At 67.4% G+C, this 18,819-nt stretch carries 20 protein-coding genes; 16 read left to right on the top strand and 4 right to left on the bottom strand.

Going from position 1 to position 18,819, the window contains the following annotated elements; genetic code table 11:
- Position 1: 1 nt before the first annotated feature.
- The 9 genes from ACIPK7_RS02060 to ACIPK7_RS02020 all read left to right on the top strand — a co-directional run bounded on the left by ACIPK7_RS02060 (position 2) and on the right by ACIPK7_RS02020 (position 8,485).
- On the top strand, positions 2–1,294 hold the full coding sequence (locus ACIPK7_RS02060; RefSeq protein WP_192430582.1) for a cobyrinate a,c-diamide synthase: 1,293 nt from the start codon (positions 2–4) through the stop codon (positions 1,292–1,294).
- On the top strand, positions 1,291–1,941 hold the full coding sequence (gene bluB / locus ACIPK7_RS02055; protein WP_401084843.1) for a 5,6-dimethylbenzimidazole synthase: 651 nt from the start codon (positions 1,291–1,293) through the stop codon (positions 1,939–1,941). Before ACIPK7_RS02060 ends, bluB begins: the two co-directional genes overlap by 4 nt.
- Entirely contained in the window at positions 1,938–2,867 is a 930-nt protein-coding gene (cbiB, locus tag ACIPK7_RS02050; protein ID WP_401084841.1) for an adenosylcobinamide-phosphate synthase CbiB, read from the top strand. The genes bluB and cbiB overlap by 4 nt, the downstream gene beginning before the upstream one ends.
- Entirely contained in the window at positions 2,867–3,868 is a 1,002-nt protein-coding gene (cobD, locus tag ACIPK7_RS02045) for a threonine-phosphate decarboxylase CobD (protein ID WP_401084838.1), read from the top strand. Before cbiB ends, cobD begins: the two co-directional genes overlap by 1 nt.
- Before the next feature lie 8 nt (positions 3,869–3,876).
- Positions 3,877–5,316, top strand: coding sequence for a cobyric acid synthase (locus ACIPK7_RS02040; protein ID WP_401085577.1), 1,440 nt, complete (start codon positions 3,877–3,879; stop codon positions 5,314–5,316).
- Between the two features lie 196 nt (positions 5,317–5,512).
- Complete coding sequence (gene cobU, locus ACIPK7_RS02035) at positions 5,513–6,034, top strand: bifunctional adenosylcobinamide kinase/adenosylcobinamide-phosphate guanylyltransferase (protein ID WP_401084835.1); 522 nt, start codon at positions 5,513–5,515, stop codon at positions 6,032–6,034.
- A complete protein-coding gene (gene cobT / locus ACIPK7_RS02030) occupies positions 6,031–7,086 on the top strand; it encodes a nicotinate-nucleotide--dimethylbenzimidazole phosphoribosyltransferase (RefSeq protein ID WP_401084832.1) in 1,056 nt (351 codons plus the stop codon). Before cobU ends, cobT begins: the two co-directional genes overlap by 4 nt.
- Positions 7,083–7,670, top strand: coding sequence for an alpha-ribazole phosphatase family protein (cobC, locus tag ACIPK7_RS02025; protein ID WP_192430576.1), 588 nt, complete (start codon positions 7,083–7,085; stop codon positions 7,668–7,670). Before cobT ends, cobC begins: the two co-directional genes overlap by 4 nt.
- A gap of 92 nt (positions 7,671–7,762) precedes the next feature.
- Positions 7,763–8,485, top strand: a complete 723-nt coding sequence (locus ACIPK7_RS02020) for an adenosylcobinamide-GDP ribazoletransferase (RefSeq protein WP_225614665.1) — start codon at positions 7,763–7,765, stop codon at positions 8,483–8,485.
- Between the two features lie 176 nt (positions 8,486–8,661).
- Here the strand turns inward: ACIPK7_RS02020 and ACIPK7_RS02015 are convergent, their stop codons facing one another.
- Entirely contained in the window at positions 8,662–10,482 is a 1,821-nt protein-coding gene (locus ACIPK7_RS02015) for an acyl-CoA dehydrogenase C-terminal domain-containing protein (protein ID WP_401084829.1), read from the bottom strand.
- A 191-nt stretch (positions 10,483–10,673) separates the two neighbouring features.
- Between ACIPK7_RS02015 and ACIPK7_RS02010 the strand changes: the two genes are divergently transcribed.
- The 5 genes from ACIPK7_RS02010 to ACIPK7_RS01990 all read left to right on the top strand — a co-directional run bounded on the left by ACIPK7_RS02010 (position 10,674) and on the right by ACIPK7_RS01990 (position 14,189).
- Positions 10,674–11,090 carry a MarR family winged helix-turn-helix transcriptional regulator gene (locus ACIPK7_RS02010; RefSeq protein ID WP_192430573.1) on the top strand — a complete coding sequence of 139 codons (417 nt, stop codon included), beginning with the start codon at positions 10,674–10,676 and terminating at the stop codon, positions 11,088–11,090.
- Positions 11,091–11,164: 74 nt separating this feature from the next.
- The gene (locus tag ACIPK7_RS02005; protein ID WP_401085574.1) at positions 11,165–12,358 is read left to right on the top strand and encodes an MFS transporter; all 1,194 of its coding nucleotides are present in this window, start codon (positions 11,165–11,167) and stop codon (positions 12,356–12,358) included.
- Positions 12,355–12,477, top strand: coding sequence for a hypothetical protein (locus tag ACIPK7_RS02000; protein ID WP_401085628.1), 123 nt, complete (start codon positions 12,355–12,357; stop codon positions 12,475–12,477). Before ACIPK7_RS02005 ends, ACIPK7_RS02000 begins: the two co-directional genes overlap by 4 nt.
- Positions 12,478–12,525: 48 nt before the next feature.
- Positions 12,526–13,083, top strand: coding sequence for a glutathione peroxidase (locus ACIPK7_RS01995; RefSeq protein ID WP_401084826.1), 558 nt, complete (start codon positions 12,526–12,528; stop codon positions 13,081–13,083).
- A 170-nt stretch (positions 13,084–13,253) separates the two neighbouring features.
- On the top strand, positions 13,254–14,189 hold the full coding sequence (locus tag ACIPK7_RS01990) for a DUF2167 domain-containing protein (RefSeq protein ID WP_401084823.1): 936 nt from the start codon (positions 13,254–13,256) through the stop codon (positions 14,187–14,189).
- 70 nt (positions 14,190–14,259) lie between these two features.
- Here the strand turns inward: ACIPK7_RS01990 and ACIPK7_RS01985 are convergent, their stop codons facing one another.
- The 3 genes from ACIPK7_RS01985 to purM are packed head-to-tail and all read right to left on the bottom strand — an operon-like array spanning position 14,260 to position 16,698.
- Positions 14,260–14,976, bottom strand: coding sequence for a DUF3108 domain-containing protein (locus ACIPK7_RS01985; protein WP_138215311.1), 717 nt, complete (start codon positions 14,974–14,976; stop codon positions 14,260–14,262).
- A gap of 10 nt (positions 14,977–14,986) precedes the next feature.
- The gene (purN, locus tag ACIPK7_RS01980) at positions 14,987–15,637 is read right to left on the bottom strand and encodes a phosphoribosylglycinamide formyltransferase (RefSeq protein WP_401084819.1); all 651 of its coding nucleotides are present in this window, start codon (positions 15,635–15,637) and stop codon (positions 14,987–14,989) included.
- The gene (purM, locus tag ACIPK7_RS01975; RefSeq protein WP_236171633.1) at positions 15,637–16,698 is read right to left on the bottom strand and encodes a phosphoribosylformylglycinamidine cyclo-ligase; all 1,062 of its coding nucleotides are present in this window, start codon (positions 16,696–16,698) and stop codon (positions 15,637–15,639) included. Before purM ends, purN begins: the two co-directional genes overlap by 1 nt.
- Before the next feature lie 212 nt (positions 16,699–16,910).
- Here purM and ACIPK7_RS01970 point away from each other — a divergent pair, with 212 nt between their 5' ends.
- Both ACIPK7_RS01970 and hda read left to right on the top strand, forming a co-directional pair.
- On the top strand, positions 16,911–17,951 hold the full coding sequence (locus tag ACIPK7_RS01970) for a DUF2066 domain-containing protein (protein WP_401084816.1): 1,041 nt from the start codon (positions 16,911–16,913) through the stop codon (positions 17,949–17,951).
- A gap of 145 nt (positions 17,952–18,096) precedes the next feature.
- Positions 18,097–18,801 (top strand): DnaA regulatory inactivator Hda, encoded by a 705-nt coding sequence (gene hda / locus ACIPK7_RS01965; protein WP_024764559.1) that lies wholly within the window; start codon positions 18,097–18,099, stop codon positions 18,799–18,801.
- Positions 18,802–18,819 lie beyond the last annotated feature (18 nt).

Raw genomic sequence — 18,819 nt, 5'->3', positions numbered from 1 at the left:
TATGACCTCGCGCCAATGCCCCGCATTGCTGATCGCCGCCCCCGCTTCCGGGCAGGGCAAGACCACCGTGACCGCCGCCCTGGCACGCCTGCACACACGCCTCGGGCGCAAGGTGCGGGTGTTCAAGTGCGGCCCGGACTTCCTCGACCCGATGATCCTCGCCCGCGCCAGTGACGCGCCGGTCTACCAACTGGACTTGTGGATGGTCGGCGAGGAAGAGAGCCGTCGGCTGCTATGGGAAGCGGCCGGCGAGGCCGACCTGATCCTCATCGAAGGCGTGATGGGCCTGTTCGACGGCTCGCCGTCTGCGGCCGACCTGGCGCGGCGCTTCAATGTGCCGGTGATGGCGGTGATCAACGGCCAGTCCATGGCGCAGACCTTCGGCGCCATGGCCGTTGGCATGGCGACCTACCAGAGCGACCTGCCGTTCTCCGGCGTGCTCGCCAACCGTATCGGCAGCCAGCGTCACCGCGACCTGGTGCGCGACAGCCTGCCGGAGTGGATTCGCTGGTATGGCGCGCTGCCGCGCGATACCGAAGTGGAGCTGCCCAGCCGACACCTCGGCCTGGTGCAGGCCGATGAGCTGGCCGATCTCGACGCCCGCCTGGACGCCGCCGCCGATGCCCTGGCGGCCAGCGCCAGTACCGAGCTGCCGCTGCCGGTGAGCTTCGCCGCGTCTGAGTTGCGCCGTGAGTCTTCCCGCCTCGATGGCGTGCGGATCGGCGTGGCACGGGACAACGCCTTTGCCTTCCTCTACCAGGCCAACCTCGACCTGCTGCGTGAACTGGGCGCCGAACTGGTGTTCTTCTCGCCGCTGCGTGATGACGCATTGCCGGACGTGGACAGCCTCTATCTGCCCGGTGGCTACCCCGAACTGCACCTGCAGGCGCTGGCTGGCAACCGCGCCATGGCCCAGGCCATCCACGCGCACCACGAAATGGGCAAGCCGATCCTCGCCGAGTGCGGCGGCATGCTCTATCTGCTCGATGCGCTGACCGACGTGGCCGGCGAGCGCGCCGAATTACTCGGCCTATTGCCGGGCAAGGCGCGCATGCAGAAGCGCCTCGCCGCGCTGGCGTTGCAGGCGGTGACGTTGCCCGAAGGCACTCTGCGCGGGCACACCTTCCACCACTCGCTGCTGGACAGCAGCGAGGAGCCGCTGGCCCGAGGCGTCTGCCCCAACGACAAGCCGGTGGCCGAAGCGGTGTTTCGCCGCGGCCGGCTCACCGCCTCCTACATCCACTTCTACCTGCCGTCCGACCCGGACGCTGCAGCAGCCCTGCTGAGACCATGACCGAGCACGCCTACAGCCTTGAGGAGCGCGCCGCGCTCTATCGCGCCATTGCCGAGCGTCGCGACATGCGTCATTTCAGCGGCGGTGAGGTGGCGCCGGAACTGCTCGCGCGCCTGCTCGAAGCGGCGCACCAGGCGCCCAGCGTCGGGCTGATGCAGCCTTGGCGATTCATCCGCGTCACCTCGCGGGAGCTGCGCCGGTCGATCCACGGGCTGGTGGAGGCGGAGCGCGTGCGCACCGCCGAGGCACTGGGCGAGCGTTCCGACGAGTTCATGCGGCTGAAGGTCGAGGGCGTGCTCGACTGCGCCGAAGTACTGGTGGCCGCGCTGATGGAGGGCCGCGAGGCACATGTATTCGGTCGTCGCACGTTGCCGCACATGGACCTGGCCTCGCTGTCCTGCGCCATCCAGAACCTCTGGCTGGCGTCGCGCGCCGAAGGCCTGGGCATGGGCTGGGTATCGCTGTTCGACCCCGCCGCGCTGGGCGAACTGCTCGGCCTGCCGGCGGGAGCCGAGGCCGTGGCGGTGATCTGCCTCGGCCCGGTCAGCGAGTTCTACCCGGCGCCGATGCTGGCCCTGGAAGGCTGGCGCCAACCGCGCGCGCTCAGCGAGCTGCTGTTCGAGAATCGCTGGGGAGAACAGCCATGAGCCTGGCTCTGCTGAGCGTCCTCGGCGTGGTGCTGGATGCCCTGTTCGGCGAACCGAAACGCTGGCACCCGCTGGTGGCCTTCGGGCGTCTGGCGGATCGGCTGGAGCGGCGTTTCAATCGCTCCCGCGCCGACGCTGGCAAGGACACCCCCGGCCTCGGCTGGCGCAGCCACGGCGTCACTGCCTGGATCATCGCTGTCATCCCGCTGACCCTGATCGCGCTGCTGCTCAGCCTGCTGCCCTATGTCGGCTGGGTCGTGCAGGCGCTCGCTTTGTACGCCGCGCTGGGCCTGCGCAGCCTGGGTGAGCATGCCGAGCCGGTGGCACTGGCCCTGCGCGCCGGTGACCTGAACGAAGCGCGCCTGCGCGTGGGCTACATGGTCAGCCGCGAAACCGCCCAGCTGGACGATACCGCCGTGGCCCGCGCCGCCACCGAGTCGGTACTGGAGAACGGCAGCGATGCGGTCTACGCAGCGCTCTTCTGGTTTGCCGTGGCCGGTGCGCCGGGCGTGATGCTCTATCGCCTGAGCAACACCCTCGACGCCATGTGGGGCTACCGCAACGCGCGCTTCGAACGCTTCGGCTGGGCCGCGGCGAAAATCGACGATGTGCTCAACTACATCCCGGCACGCCTGGTGGCCTTCACCTACGCGCTGCTTGGCCACACCCGGCTCGCCCTGCGCTGCTGGCGTACACAGGCGCCGCAGTGGGACAGCCCCAACGCCGGCCCGGTGATGGCGGCCGGGGCGGGGGCGTTGGGCGTGTCGCTCGGCGGCTGCGCCCGCTACCACGGCGAACTTCACGAACGCCCGCAGCTGGGCGAAGGCCCGGCGCCGACCGCCACGGACATCTGGCGCGCGCTGACCCTGGTGCGCCAGGGTGTGCTGCTGTGGCTGGTGGTCATTTTCATTCTGGGAGTGCTCTGATGCTCGAACACGGCGGCCGTTTGCGCAAAGCGGCGCAGCAGTACGGAATTCCGCTCTCCGAGTGGCTCGACCTGTCCACTGGCATCTCGCCCTGGCCATGGGCCGTGCCCAGCGTGCCGGCGGCATCATGGATGCGCCTGCCCGAGGACGGCGACGGCCTGGAAGCCGCCGCGCGCCGCTACTACGGCGCCGAAAAGCTGCTGCCGCTGCCCGGCAGCCAGGCGGCGATCCAGTTGCTGCCGCGACTGCGTCGTCCCGGCAAGGTCGGTGTGATCTCGCCCTGTTATGCCGAGCATGCCGAGTCCTGGCGCGCCGCCGGACACATCCTGCGCGAGGTCAGCGACCAGGAAGTCCCTCATCACCTGGAGCGCTTCGACGTGCTGGTGGTGGTCAACCCGAACAACCCCACCGGCCGGCGCATCGAGGCCGGCGTGCTGCTGGAATGGCATGCGCGCCTGCAGGAACGCGGCGGCTGGCTGGTAGTGGACGAAGCCTTCATGGACTGCACGCCCGAGCACAGCCTGGCGCCCAGCTGCGCAAGCCGTCCGGGTTTGATCGTGCTGCGCTCCTTCGGCAAGTTCTTCGGCCTCGCTGGCGCGCGCCTGGGCTTCGCCTTCGCCGAACCGCGCCTGCTGGAGAGCTTGGCGAAATTGCTCGGCCCCTGGGCGGTGAATGGCCCGACGCGCTGGATCGCGCAGGCCGTGCTGGGCGAGTTCCAGGAACAGATCCAGCGCCGCCGCGACCTGCATGAGGCCAGCCGGCATCTGGCCGGGCTGCTCGGTGAGCACGGTTTCGCCCCGCAGGGCGGCACGGCGCTGTTCCAGTGGGTGGTGTCCATGCGCGCCCACGCGCTGCGCGATCATCTGGCGCGCCAGGGCATCTTCGTGCGCCTGTTCGAAACGCCCGCCAGCCTGCGCTTCGGTCTGCCGCCGGACGAGAAAGGCTGGGAACGCCTGGAGCATGGCCTGCGCACCTTCAACCAGATGGAGAGCCTGCGGTGAGCACACTGATGGTGCAGGGCACGACATCCGATGCCGGCAAGAGCACGCTGGTGACCGCACTGTGCCGCTGGCTGCGCCGACAGGGCGTGGCCGTGGTGCCGTTCAAACCGCAGAACATGGCGCTCAACAGCGCAGTGACCGCCGACGGCGGCGAGATCGGCCGCGCCCAGGCGGTTCAGGCGCAGGCCTGCCATCTAGCACCGCACACTGACATGAACCCGGTGCTGCTCAAGCCCAACAGCGACACCGGCGCCCAGGTGATCATCCATGGCCGCGCGGTGACCAGCATGAACGCCGTGGCCTACCACGACTACAAGCGCGTGGCGATGCAGGCGGTGCTCGAATCCCACCAGCGCCTCAGTGCGCAATACCCGGTGGTGATGGTGGAGGGCGCGGGCTCGCCGGCGGAGATCAACCTGCGCGCCAACGACATCGCCAACATGGGCTTCGCCGAGGCGGTGGACTGCCCGGTGATCCTGATTGCCGACATCGATCGTGGCGGCGTGTTCGCCCATCTGGTCGGCACCCTGGAGCTTCTTTCCGAGAGCGAACGGGCACGGGTGAAGGGCTTCGTCATCAACCGTTTCCGCGGTGACATCGCGTTGCTGCAGAACGGCCTCGACTGGCTGGAAGAGCGTACCAGCGTGCCGGTGCTCGGCGTGCTGCCGTACCTGATGGACTTCCACCTGGAAGCCGAGGACGCCATCGACACCCGCCAGGCCGCCAAGACCGGCGAGCGTCTGCGCGTGGTGGTGCCGGTGCTGCCGCGCATCAGCAATCACACCGACTTCGATCCGCTGCGCCTGCACCCGCAGGTCGAACTGAGCTTCGTCGGCCCCGGCCAGCCGATCCCGCCGGCGGACCTGATCATCCTGCCCGGCTCCAAGAGCGTGCGGCCGGACCTGGCCTTCCTCCGCGCCCAGGGTTGGGAAGAGGCAATCCGCCGTCACCTGCGCTACGGCGGCAAACTGCTGGGCATCTGCGGCGGCTTGCAGATGCTCGGCCGCACCCTGGCCGACCCGTACGGGCTGGAAGGTGCGGCGGGGGAGAGCGACGGCCTCGGCCTGCTGGATTTCCGCACCGTCCTCGAACCGGAGAAACAGCTGCGCAATGTCAGCGGCCAGCTGGCGCTGGAGGACGCGCCGGTGAGTGGTTACGAGATTCATGCCGGCGTCAGCGAAGGCCCGGCGCTGGCGAACCCGGCCGTGCGCCTGAGCGATGGCCGCAGTGACGGCGCGTTGAGTGCCGACGGGCGGGTGATGGGGACTTATCTGCACGGGCTGTTCGAGTCCAGCGCATCCAGCTCGGCGCTGCTGCGCTGGGCCGGGCTGCGCGAGGTGCAGAGCATCGATTACCACGCCCTGCGCGAACGCGACATCGAGCGCCTGGCCGATCAGGTTGAGGCGCATCTGGATACGGAAAAACTGAGGCGGCTGTGCGGACTGTAGGGCGGATAACCGTTCGCAGTTGCCCGCCGTTTCTGCTTGCCAATGTTCCGGCGGATAACGCTTGGGGCGTTATGCGCCCTACGGCAGCTTTTCGTAGGACCGAGGGGGACGCCCCAGTCCTTGCTCGCGAACCGCATAACGCCGGCGTCCGGCGAGAGCGTTCGCGAGCACACTCGCTCCTACAAATGGAGAACCCATGCTTGAACTGATCCTCGGCGGCGCCCGTTCGGGCAAGAGCCGTCTGGCCGAGCGCCTGGCGCTGGAAAGCGGCCTACCGGTCACCTACGTCGCCACGGCCCAGGCCGGCGACGGCGAGATGTCCACACGCATCCTCCAGCACCGCGAGCGCCGCCCCGAGCACTGGGGGCTGGTGGAAGAGCCGCTGGCCCTGGCCGACGCGCTGGAGCGCCTGGCGGCGCCGCAGCAGTGCGTGCTGGTGGACTGCCTGACCCTGTGGGTCACCAACCTGCTGATCCATGAAGACGGCTGGCGCCTGCGCGGCGAGATCGACGCGCTGCTGGAAACGCTGCCGCAACTGCCCGGACGCATCGTTCTGGTCAGCAACGAAACCGGGTTGGGCGTGGTGCCGATGGGCGAGCTCAGCCGCCGATATGTCGACGAGGCCGGCTGGCTGCACCAGTCCCTGGCCGAGGTCAGCGAGCGCGTGGTGTTCACCGTCGCCGGCCTGCCCATGGTGTTGAAGGGGGAAGCGTTATGAGTCTGCAATGGTGGCTGCAAGGCACCCAGCCGATCGACCGCGTGGCGCAGGACAAGGCTGCCGCGCGCCAGGACCAGCTGACCAAGCCGCGCGGCGCGCTGGGCCGGCTGGAAGAGGAAACCGTCCGCCTGGCCGGCCTGCAGGGCCGCGAGCGGCCAACTCTGGAACACATCTGGATCGCCCTGTTCGCCGGTGACCACGGTGTGGTCGCCGAAGGCGTGTCGGCTTACCCGCAGGCGGTGACCGTCGAGATGCTGCGTAACTTCGTTCGCGGCGGTGCGGCGATCAGTGTGCTGGCACGCGATCTCGACGCGCGCCTGGAGGTGATCGACCTGGGAACCGCCACGCCACTGGAACCGCTGCCGGGTGTGCTGCATGTGATGGTTGGCGCTGGTACCGCGAACTTCACCAAAGAGCCGGCGATGACCGCCGCCCAGTGCCTGATCGCTCTGGAAGCCGGCCGCGAGTCCGTGCGCCGCGCGCAGCAGGCCGGTGCGGAGTTGTTCATCGGTGGCGAAATGGGCATCGGCAATACCAGCTCGGCGGCGGCTCTGGCCTGCGCCCTGCTGGACGAGCCGGCGCAGGCGCTGGTCGGTCCCGGTACCGGGCTGGACTTGCAGGGCGTCGCACGCAAGGTCGAGGTGATCGACCGCGCGCTGGCGCTGCACCGCGCCCATTGCGACGAGCCCTTCGAGGCCCTGTGCCGGCTTGGCGGTTTCGAGATCGCCGCGCTGGTGGGCGCCTATCTCGCCTGTGCGCAGAAAGGTATTCCCGTGCTGGTGGACGGTTTCATCTGCACCACCGCCGCACTCTGCGCGACGCACTTGAACCCCGGCTGCCGCGACTGGCTGCTGTTCGCCCACGCCGGCGCCGAGCCAGGGCATAACCGCGTGCTCGCTGCGCTCGATGCGCGGCCGCTGCTCGACCTCGGCCTGCGCCTCGGGGAAGGCAGCGGCGCCGCGTTGGCGGTGCCGCTGCTGCGCCAGGCTTGCCGCTTGCACTCGGGGATGGCGACCTTCGCCGAAGCAGCGGTGTCGGATCGCCCGGCATGACGCTGCGCCTGGAACTGCTGCGCCACGGCGAGACCGAACTTGGCGGCGGCTTTCGCGGCCGCCTGGACGACGCGCTCACCGAAACCGGCTGGGCGCAGATGCGCGGCGCGCTGGGCGATGAGTGCCGCTGGGCGGCGCTGGTCAGCTCGCCTTTGCAGCGTTGCGCGGCTTTCGCCGAGGAGCTGGCGGCGCGCCATGGCTTGCCGCTGGGCTTCGAGCCGGGCCTACAGGAGCTGGATTTCGGCCAGTGGGAAGGCCTTTCGCCAGCTAAGCTGATGGAGAGCGATGCCGCGGCGCTGGAGCAGTTCTGGAACGATCCATACGCCTTCCCGCCGCCCGGTGGCGAGGCCATGGGCGACTTCGAAGCCCGCGTCTTCGCGGCGCTGGAGCGCCTCTACCAAGCCCACGCCGGCTCGTCCGTGTTGGTCGTCACCCACGGCGGTGTGATGCGCCTGCTCGGCGCGCTGGCCATCGGCCTGCCGGCCAGGCGCCTGCTGGAAGTGGTGGTGGCCCACGGCGAATGCATGGCGCTGGACGTGACCCGCGACGGCGCCGGCTGGCGCATCCACAAGGCAAGCAACTGATGAACGACCCGCATCGGGACCACGAGCAAGAGGCACCCGAGCCCGCTGAGCAGAGCGGGGCGGAGGTGCACGCCCCCCACCTCAGCGACTGGCTGCTGCCGCTGGTGGCGGTGCAGTTCCTCACCCGGCTGCCGGTGCGCCTGGGACACATGCCGACGCCGGAGCAGTTTGGCCGTGCCACCTTGTATTACCCGCTGGTGGGGCTGCTGATCGGTGCCGTGCTGTTCGCCATGGGCGAGTTGCTCAGTGGCGTGCACCTGCTGTTGCAGGCGGCGCTGATCCTGCTGGTGTGGGTGGCTTTCACTGGCGCCCTGCACCTGGACGGCCTGGCCGATTCGGCCGACGCCTGGATCGGCGGCCTGGGTGATCGCGAACGTACCCTGGCGATCATGAAGGACCCGCGCTGCGGCCCGGCGGCGGTGGTCGCGCTGGTGCTGCTGCTGCTGCTGAAGTTCGCGGCGATCACCGCGATCCTTGGCAATCACCAGCACTGGGGGTTGCTGCTGGCGCCCTGGCTGGGGCGCTGCGCGCTGCCGCTGCTGTTCTTCACCACTGACTATGCGCGCAAGGGCGGGTTGGGCCAGGCGCTGGCCGATCACCTGCCGCGCGGCGCAATGCCGTGGATGCTGGCGGCCAACGCCGCCCTGATGGTGCTGGTGGGCCTCACCGGCCTGCTGGCGCTGGTAGTGGCGCTGGTGGTGTTCGTCTGGCTGCGCAGCCGCTTCATCGCCCGCCTGGGCGGTACCACCGGCGATACCGCCGGGGCGATGCTGGAAGTGATCGAGTGCGCCGTGCTGGTGGCGTTGGCGCTCTGATCTCGCCTTGCCGTTAGCCTGACCTATACATCCTAGGTTCTCGATATCCTGCGCCGCCGGAGCAATCCTGTAGGAGCGAGGGGGGACGCCATCGTTATTGCTCGCGAACCGCATAACGCCTGCGTGTCCGGTGAGATTGTTCGCGAGCAAGCTCGCTCCTACAAAAAGCGCATGCGTCAATCGAAGGCGAAATGCTCCGTCTTCAGCCCCATGATCGACCGCACCGGCTTAGCCATCGCCGCCGCATGGCCCTTGGCGCGCGGCAACAGGCGGGCGAAGTAAAAGTCGCTAGTGGCGATCTTGGCCTTGTAGAAGTCGCTCGACTCGCTGCCGCCCTGGCGCAGGCGCCTGCGCGCGGCGGACTCCTGCAGCGCCCAGGAGTACGCCAGCGCGGCGTAGCCGGAGAACATCAGGTAGTCGTGGCTGGCGGTGCTCACCAGGTCGCGCTGCTTGCGGGCAGTGAGGGCGATGCGCATCGTCAGCAGGTTCCACTGCGCGCAGAGCTTGAGCAGCGTCAGCGCGCGACCGCGCATGGCCGGCTCCTGCTTGAGCAGTTCGACGGCAAATTTCGCCACCTGCCGGGTGAAGTCGCGCACGGCCTTGCCCTGTGTCATCAGCAGCACCTTGCGGCCGAGCAGGTCCAGCGCCTGGATGCCGGTGGTGCCCTCGTAGAGCGTGGCGATCCGCGCATCGCGGACGATCTGCTCCATGCCGTGTTCCTTGATGTAGCCGTGGCCGCCGAATACCTGCATGCCGAGGTTGGCGCTTTCCAGGCCCAGCTCGGTCAGGCAGCCCTTGAGGATCGGGGTGAGGAAGCCGAGCTTGTCGTCCCAGCGGTCGTACTCGGCGTTGTCGTTGGTCAGCAGGCCCTGGATCATCTTGTCGGCGTACTGGGTGGCCAGGTAGATCAGCGCGCGGCCGCCCTCGGCCACGGCTTTCTGGGTCAGCAGCATGCGGCGCACGTCGCCGTGGTGCATCAGGCTGTCGGCGATCTCGCCCGGCTCCTTGGTGCCGGAGAGAGCACGCATCGAACGACGCTCACGGGCATAGGCGAGCGCGCCCTGGTAGGCCAGTTCTGCGGTGGCGACGCCCTGGATGGCGGTGCCGATGCGTGCGCTGTTCATGAAGGTGAACATGCACTCCAGGCCCTTGTTCGGCTCGCCGATCAGGTAGCCGGTGGCGCCGTCGAAGTTCATCACGCAGGTGGCCGAGGCCTTGATGCCCATCTTCTTTTCTAGCGCGCCGCAGGTCACGCCGTTGCGCGGGCCCAGGCTGGCGCCGTCGCCCGGCAGGAATTTCGGCACGATGAACAGCGAGATGCCGCGCGTGCCCTTGGGCGCATCGGGCAGGCGCGCGAGGACGATGTGCACGATGTTCTCGGTGAGGTCGTGCTCGCCGGAGGAGATGAAGATCTTGGTGCCGGTGATCGCATAGCTGCCGTCGGCATTGGTTTCCGCGCGGGTCTTCACCTGGCCCAGGTCGGTGCCGCACTGTGGCTCGGTCAGGCACATGGTGCCGCCCCAGCGGCCTTCGGTGAGCGGGGTGAGGTAGGTGTGTTTCTGTTCCTCGGTACCGTGCTGCATCACGGTGTTCATCGCGCCCAGCGACAGGCCCGGATACATCGAGAACGGCCAGTTGGCGGTGCCCAGCATCTCCTGCTTGAGCGCGCCCAGGCTCATCGGCAGGCCCTGGCCGCCGTACTCCACCGGGTGCGAAAGGCCTTGCCAGCCCCCGGCGACGTAGGCGTCGTAGGCTTCCTTGAAGCCTGCGGGCGTGCGCACTTCGCCATTCTCCAGATGACAGCCTTCCTCGTCGCCGCTGTGGTAGAGCGGGGCGATCACTTCCTCGCAGAGCTTGGCGCATTCGCCAAGGATGGCGTCGACCATGTCCGGCGTGGCTTCGCCACCGTTGACCAGATTCTGGTAGTGGCTGGGGAAATCGAAGACTTCGTTGAGCAGGAAGCGGGTATCGCGCAGCGGGGCTTTGTAGACGGGCATCGGGGACCTCGGACCGTGATGCGCCCCGTCGAAAGCGCGGGGCTGGATGACCGCAGTTATACGGCCGGGGCACGGTGGTGCCCTTGGCTGCGCCAACGCCTCGCACTGGCAGTTGGGACAATAGGCCAGATGGGACAATCAGTCGCGCCGGCCATTGACCGAGCGGGATTTGCGGGTATATACACGTATCCATGCTGACGACCCAATGCCTTTGCACCAAACTGCGCCGCTCGGCCCGTGCCGTGACCCGCGTCTACGACGATGCCCTGAGGGGCGTCGGGCTGACCACTGCGCAGTTCTCCCTGCTGCGGCACCTTTCACGGCTGGAACAGCCGAGCATCTCCGAGCTGGCCGATGCCATGGGCCTGGACCGCAGCACGCTGGGGCGCAACCTCAAGCCGCTGGAGGCCGAAGGCTTGGTGAAGCTGGAAGAGGGCGAGGATCAGCGCAATCGCATCGTGGTGCTGACACCGACCGGGCTCGAACGCATCGTGCGCGGACGGGATGCCTGGGACGCGGCGCAGCAGGATGTGGCGGCGCACCTGGGCGATGAAAAGCGCCGTCAGCTGGAAACCTTGCTGGATGAATTGGCCGCGCTAGAGAGCTAGTCGCTGCCTGCGTACTGTCTAGAAGAACGAACAAAAGCGGGTATATACCCGTGTAGGAGCAACCGATGTCGAAGCTGTCGCGCACGGGGTTCTGGATACTGGTATCCGGCGCCCTGATCCTCGCCCTGTCCCTGGGCATCCGCCATGGCTTCGGCCTGTTCCTCGCGCCGATGAGCGCCGAATTCGGCTGGGGGCGCGAGACCTTCGCCTTCGCCATCGCTCTGCAGAACCTGATCTGGGGTATCGCCCAGCCGTTCACCGGGGCTATCGCCGACCGCTTCGGTGCCATGCGTACCGTGCTGGTGGGCGGCATCCTCTATGCCGTCGGCCTGGTGCTGATGGGCTACTCCGACTCGGCCTTCAGCCTGTCCATGAGTGCTGGCCTGCTGATCGGTGTCGGCCTGTCAGGCACGTCGTTCTCGGTGATCCTGGGCGCAGTCGGCCGCGCGGTACCGCTGGAGCGCCGCAGCATGGCCATGGGTATCTCGGCGGCGGCCGGCTCTTTCGGCCAATTCGCCATGCTGCCGGGCACACTCGGGCTGATCGGGTGGCTGGGCTGGTCTGCCGCGCTGCTGGCGCTAGGCCTGCTGGTGGCCCTGATCGTGCCGCTGGCGGCGCTGATGCGCGATAAGCCGCTGCCAGTGCAGGGCCACGAGCAGACCCTCAGCGAGGCGCTGCGCGAGGCGGCCGGGCATTCCGGGTTCTGGCTGCTGTCCCTGGGCTTCTTCGTCTGCGGCTTCCAGGTCGTGTTCATCGGCGTGCACCTGCCGGCCTACCTGGTGGACCGTCACCTGCCCGCGACGGTCGGCACCACGGTGCTGGCGCTGGTGGGGCTGTTCAACGTGTTCGGCACTTACATCGCCGGCTGGCTGGGGGGCAAGATGAGCAAGCCTAGGCTGCTCACTGGCCTGTACCTGTTGCGTGCGGTAGTGATCGTCGCCTTCATCTGGACGCCATTGAGCGTCTGGACGGCCTACGCCTTCGGCATCGCCATGGGGCTGCTGTGGTTGTCCACCGTGCCGCTCACCAACGGCACGGTCGCCACGCTGTTCGGCGTGCGCAACCTGTCGATGCTCGGCGGCATCACCTTCCTGTTTCACCAGGTCGGCGCCTTCCTCGGCGGCTGGCTGGGTGGCTACGTGTATGACCACACCGGCAACTACGACCTGGTCTGGCAGGTTTCCATCCTCCTCAGCTTGCTGGCTGGCCTGCTCAATTGGCCAGTGCGCGAGCGTCCGGTCGAGCGCGCCGCGCTGGGAGCGGCGTGAAACGCCCGCTGGTGGCCGCGCTGGTGCTGGGCTTCGGCCTGGCGCTGGCCGGTCTTGCCTGGTGGGGCTGGCAGCGCGGTGGGCTGGCGCTGATGCAACTGGGCATGGGCAGTTGCTGATGCCCGGCGCGCGGGGTAGCGTGGCCTGATAACCGGAGGATTCCCACGATGCGCCCACGTCTGTCCCTGCTCGCCCTGACCCTGCTGCTGCCGATGGCCGCGCTGGCCGCCGACTGCCCGGCGCTGCTCAAGACCCAGGGCGAACTGCCCAAGCTGCGCTCCAAAGACAGCCTCGATCTCTGCGAGCTGTACGCCGGCAAGCCGCTGCTGGTGGTGAATACCGCCAGCCACTGCGGCTTCACTCCGCAGTTCAAGGGTCTCGAGGCGGTCTACCAGAAGTACAAGGGGCAGGGCCTGGAAGTGCTCGGTGTGCCCTCCGATGACTTCAAGCAGGAAGACGCTGACGCCGCCGAGACCGCCAAGGTCTGCTACGGCAACTACGGCGTGACCTTCAACATGACGGCGGTGCAGCACGTCAGCGGCGACGAGGCGATCCCGCTGTTCAAGGAGCTCGCGCAGCAGGCCGACCAGGTGCCGCGCTGGAACTTCTTCAAGTACGTGGTGGACCGCCAGGGCAAGGTGGTGGCCCAGTTTTCCAGCCTGACCAAGCCGGATGATCCGCAACTGCAGGCGGCGATCGAGAAGGCTATCGCTAGCCAGCCCTGACGGTTTGCCGCGCTCGATGAAACCGGGCTGATGCCCGGTTTTTTTGTGCGCCAGCGCAGGTGGAAAGGAAATTTTCTGTTACAGGTTCGACATTGGAGTGCGACAATTCGAGGCCGGCGGCACAGCGATTGGCCGTCGATGTCATGGATACGATTCAGGAGATTCACCCTATGGATGGCAAAGCCCTCTTCCTGGCTGCCTTGCTCGCGCAGGCCGTCGCCACGCCGGCATTCGCCGCACCCGTCACCTCCAACCAGAGCGAAGCCCCCGCGGCTGCTGCCACCGCGCCTGCCGCTGAGTCGGACGAGGAAATGTCGCCCGAGACCTTCGTCGCCAGCCTGCACTTCCAGAAGGGCAAGGTGGTAGTCGGCGACAACCTCGCGACCTTCGACCTCCCGGACAACTTCGTCTTCCTCGACGGCAAGGATGCCGAGCGCGTCCTCGAAGCCTGGGGCAACCCGCCCAGCTCCGAACCGCCGCTGGGCATGCTGATGCCGGCCGGTGTCTCGCCCTTCGCTGCCGAGTCCTGGGCGGTGACCGTGCAGTACGAGGAGAGCGGCTACGTTTCCGACGAGGATGCGGCGAAGATCGACTACGCCGAGATGCTCAAGGACATGCAGGACGACCTCAAGGAAGCCAATCCGCAGCGCGAGCAGCAGGGCTTCGAGGCGATCCAGCTGATCGGCTGGGCCGCGCCGCCGCGCTATGACGCCGCGGAGAAGAAGCTGTACTGGGCCAAGGAGCTGCAGTTCGGCGACGCCAAGGAACACACGCTGAACTACAACATCCGCGCGCTGGGCCGCAAAGGCGTGCTGGTGCTGAACTTCGTCGCGGGCATGGAGCAGTTGCCGGAAATCGAGAAGAACGTCAGCAAGGTGCTGGCGATGACCGAGTTCAATCCGGGCAGCCGCTATGTCGACTTCAACCCCAGCGTCGACAAGGTTGCTGCCTATGGTCTGGGCGCGCTGATCGCCGGCAAGGTCGCCGCCAAGGTCGGTCTGTTCGCCACCCTGCTGGTCCTGCTGAAGAAGTTGTGGATCGTCCCGGCCCTGGCGATCGGCTGGATCGCTCGCCGCTTCAAGCGCAAGCCGTCGAACGAAGGTTGATTCATCGACCAGGGTTTCGAGGCACAAAAAAGCCGGGCATCTGCCCGGCTTTTTCTTGTGCGCTGAAGGATCAGCCCTTTTCGCCCTGGACGGCCTTGCCGCCCACGGTGCCTTCCTTGAGCATGATCTGGTATTCCTTACCGTCGGACTCCTGCTGGTACAGACGCACGAGGAGGAAGTCCCAATCCTTGGCGAACCAGAGGATGGTCTTGCGGTTGCTCTTGGTGGGGTCGCGCACGCGCTCCACCTTGATTGCGGTGATCAGGCCGGCCTGGGTGCGGACCTTCTCTTCGCCGAGTACGCGGAAGTCGTAGGTATCGGTATCGGTACCCTCGATCACCTGGTAGCTCATGGCCTTCTTGCCGACGGCCACGTCATGCTGCAGCGCGAGCTGGTAGGTGGACTTGTCCAGCTGGCCCTTGTTCAGCGGCTGGCGCACCTGGTCGCCACGGTCGCTGCCCAGCACCTGCTTCTCGGCCCAGTCGAAATCGAGCTCGGTCTGCTTGTTCTTGCCCAGGCCTTCGCGGGCCCAGCGGTAGGTCAGCGGCAGGTAGGTGTCGTTCTCGACCTTGAAGGTGCTGATCTCGGTGAGGCTGGCGAGCAGCATGGACGCCTTGAAATCCAGTTCCCAGCGGCCGCCGTCGCCTTGCTTGAGGCTGCGGGAGGCGGTCCCGCTGATCGGCATCTGTTTCCAGTCGGCGGTGTAGCTGGCCTCGAACGGCTTCAGCTCGAAGGCCTGGGCCGGCAGGGTCAGTACAGCCATCAGGAACAGCAGGGCTCTACGCATCACGAATCTCCTAGGTTCGGTACGAATGGCCGGATGCGGGCAGAAGCTCCCCATCCAGCGTGGCGCCATGTTCACCCAGCCGTACTCGGCCTTCGGCGAACCAGCGCATGGCCAGCGGATAGATCACATGTTCCTGCACGTGAACGCGCTGCGCCAGCGTTTCCGGCGTGTCGTCAGACTCTACCGGGATTGCCGCCTGTACGACCAGAGGACCGCCATCAAGTTCCTCGGTGACGAAGTGCACGCTGCAGCCGTGCTCGGCGTCGCCAGCCTCCAGCGCACGCTGGTGGGTGTGCAGGCCCTTGTACTTGGGCAGCAGGGACGGATGGATGTTCAGCAGGCGACCCTGGTAGTGACGCACGAAGTCCGCGCTCAAGATGCGCATGAAGCCGGCGAGCAGCACCAGGTCGGCGTCGAAGCCGTCGATGGCCTGGATCAGCGCGGCGTCGAAGCTTTCGCGGTCGGCGTAGGACTTGTGGTCGAGGAAGTGAGTCTCGATGCCGGCCTTGCGCGCACGCTCCAGGCCGTAGGCGTCCGCGCGGTTGGAGATCACCGCGCGGATCACCGCCGGCGTGTCAGCGCCGGCGAGACTGTCGATCAGGGCTTGCAGGTTGCTGCCGGAGCCGGAAATCAGCACTACGACATTGCAAGGTGTGGACATCAGTGGCCTTTCAGGTTGTTCAGGACGACGCGCTCGGCGTCGGCGGCGCAAGCGTCGATGCGGCCGATGACCCACGGCTGCTCGCCGGCGTCACGCAGGGCTTTCAGGGAAGCCTCGACCTGATCCTGCGCAACGCAGATGACCATGCCTACGCCGCAGTTCAGCACGCGGTGCATCTCGGTCTCGTCGACGTTGCCTTTTTCCTGTAGCCAGTCGAAGACCGCCGGGCGCTGCCAGCTGGCCACGTCAACCACGGCCTGGGCGTTGTCCGGCAGGACGCGCGGGATGTTGTCCAGCAAGCCGCCGCCGGTGATGTGGGCCATGGCCTTGACCGCGCCGGTCTGCTTGATCAGCTGCAGCAGCGGCTTCACGTAGATGCGGGTCGGGGCCATCAGCAGGTCGGCCAGGGGCTTGCCGTTGAGCTGGGTGGATTCGATGTCGGCGCCGGAGACTTCGATGATCTTGCGGATCAGCGAGTAGCCGTTGGAGTGCGGGCCGGAGGAGGGCAGGGCGATGAGGGCGTCGCCGGCGACCACTTTCGAGCCGTCGATGATCTCGGACTTCTCCACCACGCCGACGCAGAAGCCGGCCAGGTCGTAGTCTTCGCCTTCGTACATGCCCGGCATCTCGGCGGTTTCACCACCGACCAGGGAGCAGCCAGCCAGCTCGCAGCCGGCACCGATGCCGGTGACCACGGTGGCAGCAACGTCGACGTTGAGCTTGCCGGTGGCGTAGTAGTCGAGGAAGAACAGCGGCTCGGCGCCGCACACGACCAGGTCGTTCACGCACATGGCGACCAGGTCCTGGCCGATGCTGTCGTGCTTGTTCAGGTTCAGCGCCAGGCGCAGCTTGGTGCCGACGCCGTCGGTACCGGAGACCAGTACGGGCTGCTTGTAACCGGCCGGGATTTCGCAAAGAGCGCCAAAGCCACCCAGGCCGCCCATGACTTCCGGACGCGCGGTGCGCTTGGCAACGCCTTTGATGCGTTCGACCAGGGCTTCGCCGGCGTCGATGTCCACACCGGCGTCCTTGTAGCTCAACGAGGGTTGCTTGTTGCTCATAAATCCAGGCCTATAGAAGGGATGATTCGTCTTGCCGCCGGGTGCGCCGTTCGCGCTTCCCGGCCTGCGCGGGAGGCGCGGGATTTTATCAGGCTTGCCCGGCAGCGGCCATCTCGCGCTGTTGCCGCTGGCCGGACGGCTGTTTAAGGTATAGGCCTTCCTTGCCAGCTCGTTGCACGCTGGCATCTTCGTTTTTGCCGCGAGAGCCCGCCATGCGCCTGACCGCCCGCCTGTTGATCCTCTGCCTGTCGCTGTTCAGCCTGCCGTCCTTCGCTGAAACGCTGGGCAACCTGTACCAGGTGCACGAACCGGTCGCTTCCCAGCAGCCGGACGAGCGCAATGCCGGCCTGACCCGTGCCCTGCAGACCCTGGTGCTGCGCCTGACCGGCAACGCCAGCGCCGCACAGAGCCCGGCGCTGGCCGGCTACTTCAAGGACCCGCAGCAACTGATCAGCCAGTACGGCTTCGAGAACGGCCCGCCCATGGCGCTGGTGGTGGACTTCGACCCGACCGCCACCGACAACGCCTTGCGCCAGGCCGGACTGCCGGTGTGGGGTGCCAGCCGGCCGAGCGTGCTGGCCTGGTGGCTGAACGAAAGCGCCAACGGCAGCAGCCTGGTGGGCGACAGCCAGGAAGCCTCCGCCTCGCTGAACCGTGCGGCCCAGCGCCGCGGACTGCCGCTGCGCCTGCCGATGGCCGACCTCAGCGAGCAGCAGGTCGGCACCCCCGAGAACCTCAACGCCGCCCAGCCGGACGCGCTGCAGGCCGCCTCCGAGCGCTACGGCGCCGATGCCCTGCTGGCGGTGGACGCCAAGGAAGCCGACGGCAAGTGGACCGCCACCTGGCGCGTGTGGATGGGCGACAGCCGTGAACAGGGCCAGGCCCAGGGCGATACCCCGGACGCGCTGGCCGATGCGGTGATGCTCGGTGTGTCGCAGCGTCTGTCGCAGCGTTTCGTCGGTTCGGCAGGCTCGGCTTCGGCCCAGGTCCTGCAGATTGAGGGCGCCGACCTGGCCCGTTACGCCGAAGTCTCGCGCCTGCTGGAGCCGATGGGCGCCAAGCTGGTGGAAGTCCAGGGTAACAAGCTCGTCTACCGCGTGACTGCCAGCACCGAGCAACTGCGTGCGCAACTGGCGCTGGCCCGCCTGCAGGAAGCCCCGGCCGAGCCGGCGCAACCGGCGGTCGACGCCAATGGCCAGCCGGTGCCGAACGCAGCCGTTCCGGCTCAGAACACCCTGCGTTTCCACTGGTGACGAGCGCTCCGGAAGCGGGCAAAGTCCCGCTTCCCGGCGCCGATGGCTCTGAGTCGCACGTGGTAGCTGCGTTATCCTTCTGATTTGGATAAACTTTCAGTCACCAAGGCCCACCCCAAGCGATTGAAGAAACGCCCGGCCCGGCATGACTCCTATGCAGCTCCCACTCAGCGTACGTCTGCGCGATGACGCAACGTTCGCCAACTACTACCCCGGTGCCAACGCCGCGGCGCTCGGCTATGTCGAGCGTCTGTGCGAGCCCGAGGCGGGGTGGACGGAAAGCCTGATCTATCTCTGGGGCGCCGAGGGCGTGGGCCGCAGCCACCTGCTGCAGGCTGCCTGCATTCGCTCCGAGCAGCTGGGGGAGCCGTCGGTCTACCTGCCGATGGCAGACCTCGTGGCCTACGGTCCGGAAATCTTCGACAACCTGGAGCAGCGCGAGCTGGTGTGCCTGGACGATCTTGACGCCCTGGCCGGCAAGCGCGAGTGGGAAGAGGCGCTGTTCCACCTGTTCAACCGCCTGCGCGATTCCGGTCGCAAGCTGCTGCTGTCGGCCTCGGTATCGCCGCGCGAGCTGGGGGTGAAGCTGCCGGACCTGAAATCCCGCCTGACCCTCTCGCTGATCTTCCAGCTGCACCCGCTGACCGACGACGAGAAGCTGCGCGCCCTTCAGCTGCGCGCTTCGCGCCGGGGCCTGCACCTGACCGACGAAGTGGGACGCTTCATCCTCACTCGCGGCGCGCGCAGCATGCAGTTCCTCTTCGACCTGCTGGACGAACTGGACAAGGCCTCGCTGCAGGCCCAGCGCAAGCTGACCATTCCCTTCCTCAAGGAAACCATGGGCTGGTAAGCCCCGGTTTCCCCGATT

Origin of the sequence: Pseudomonas sp. NPDC086581, from assembly GCF_044746165.1 — a bacterium.
Classification (GTDB): domain Bacteria; phylum Pseudomonadota; class Gammaproteobacteria; order Pseudomonadales; family Pseudomonadaceae; genus Pseudomonas.
Note: the sequence above shows the minus strand (reverse complement) of the source record. Positions and strands in the feature narration are given on the sequence as shown.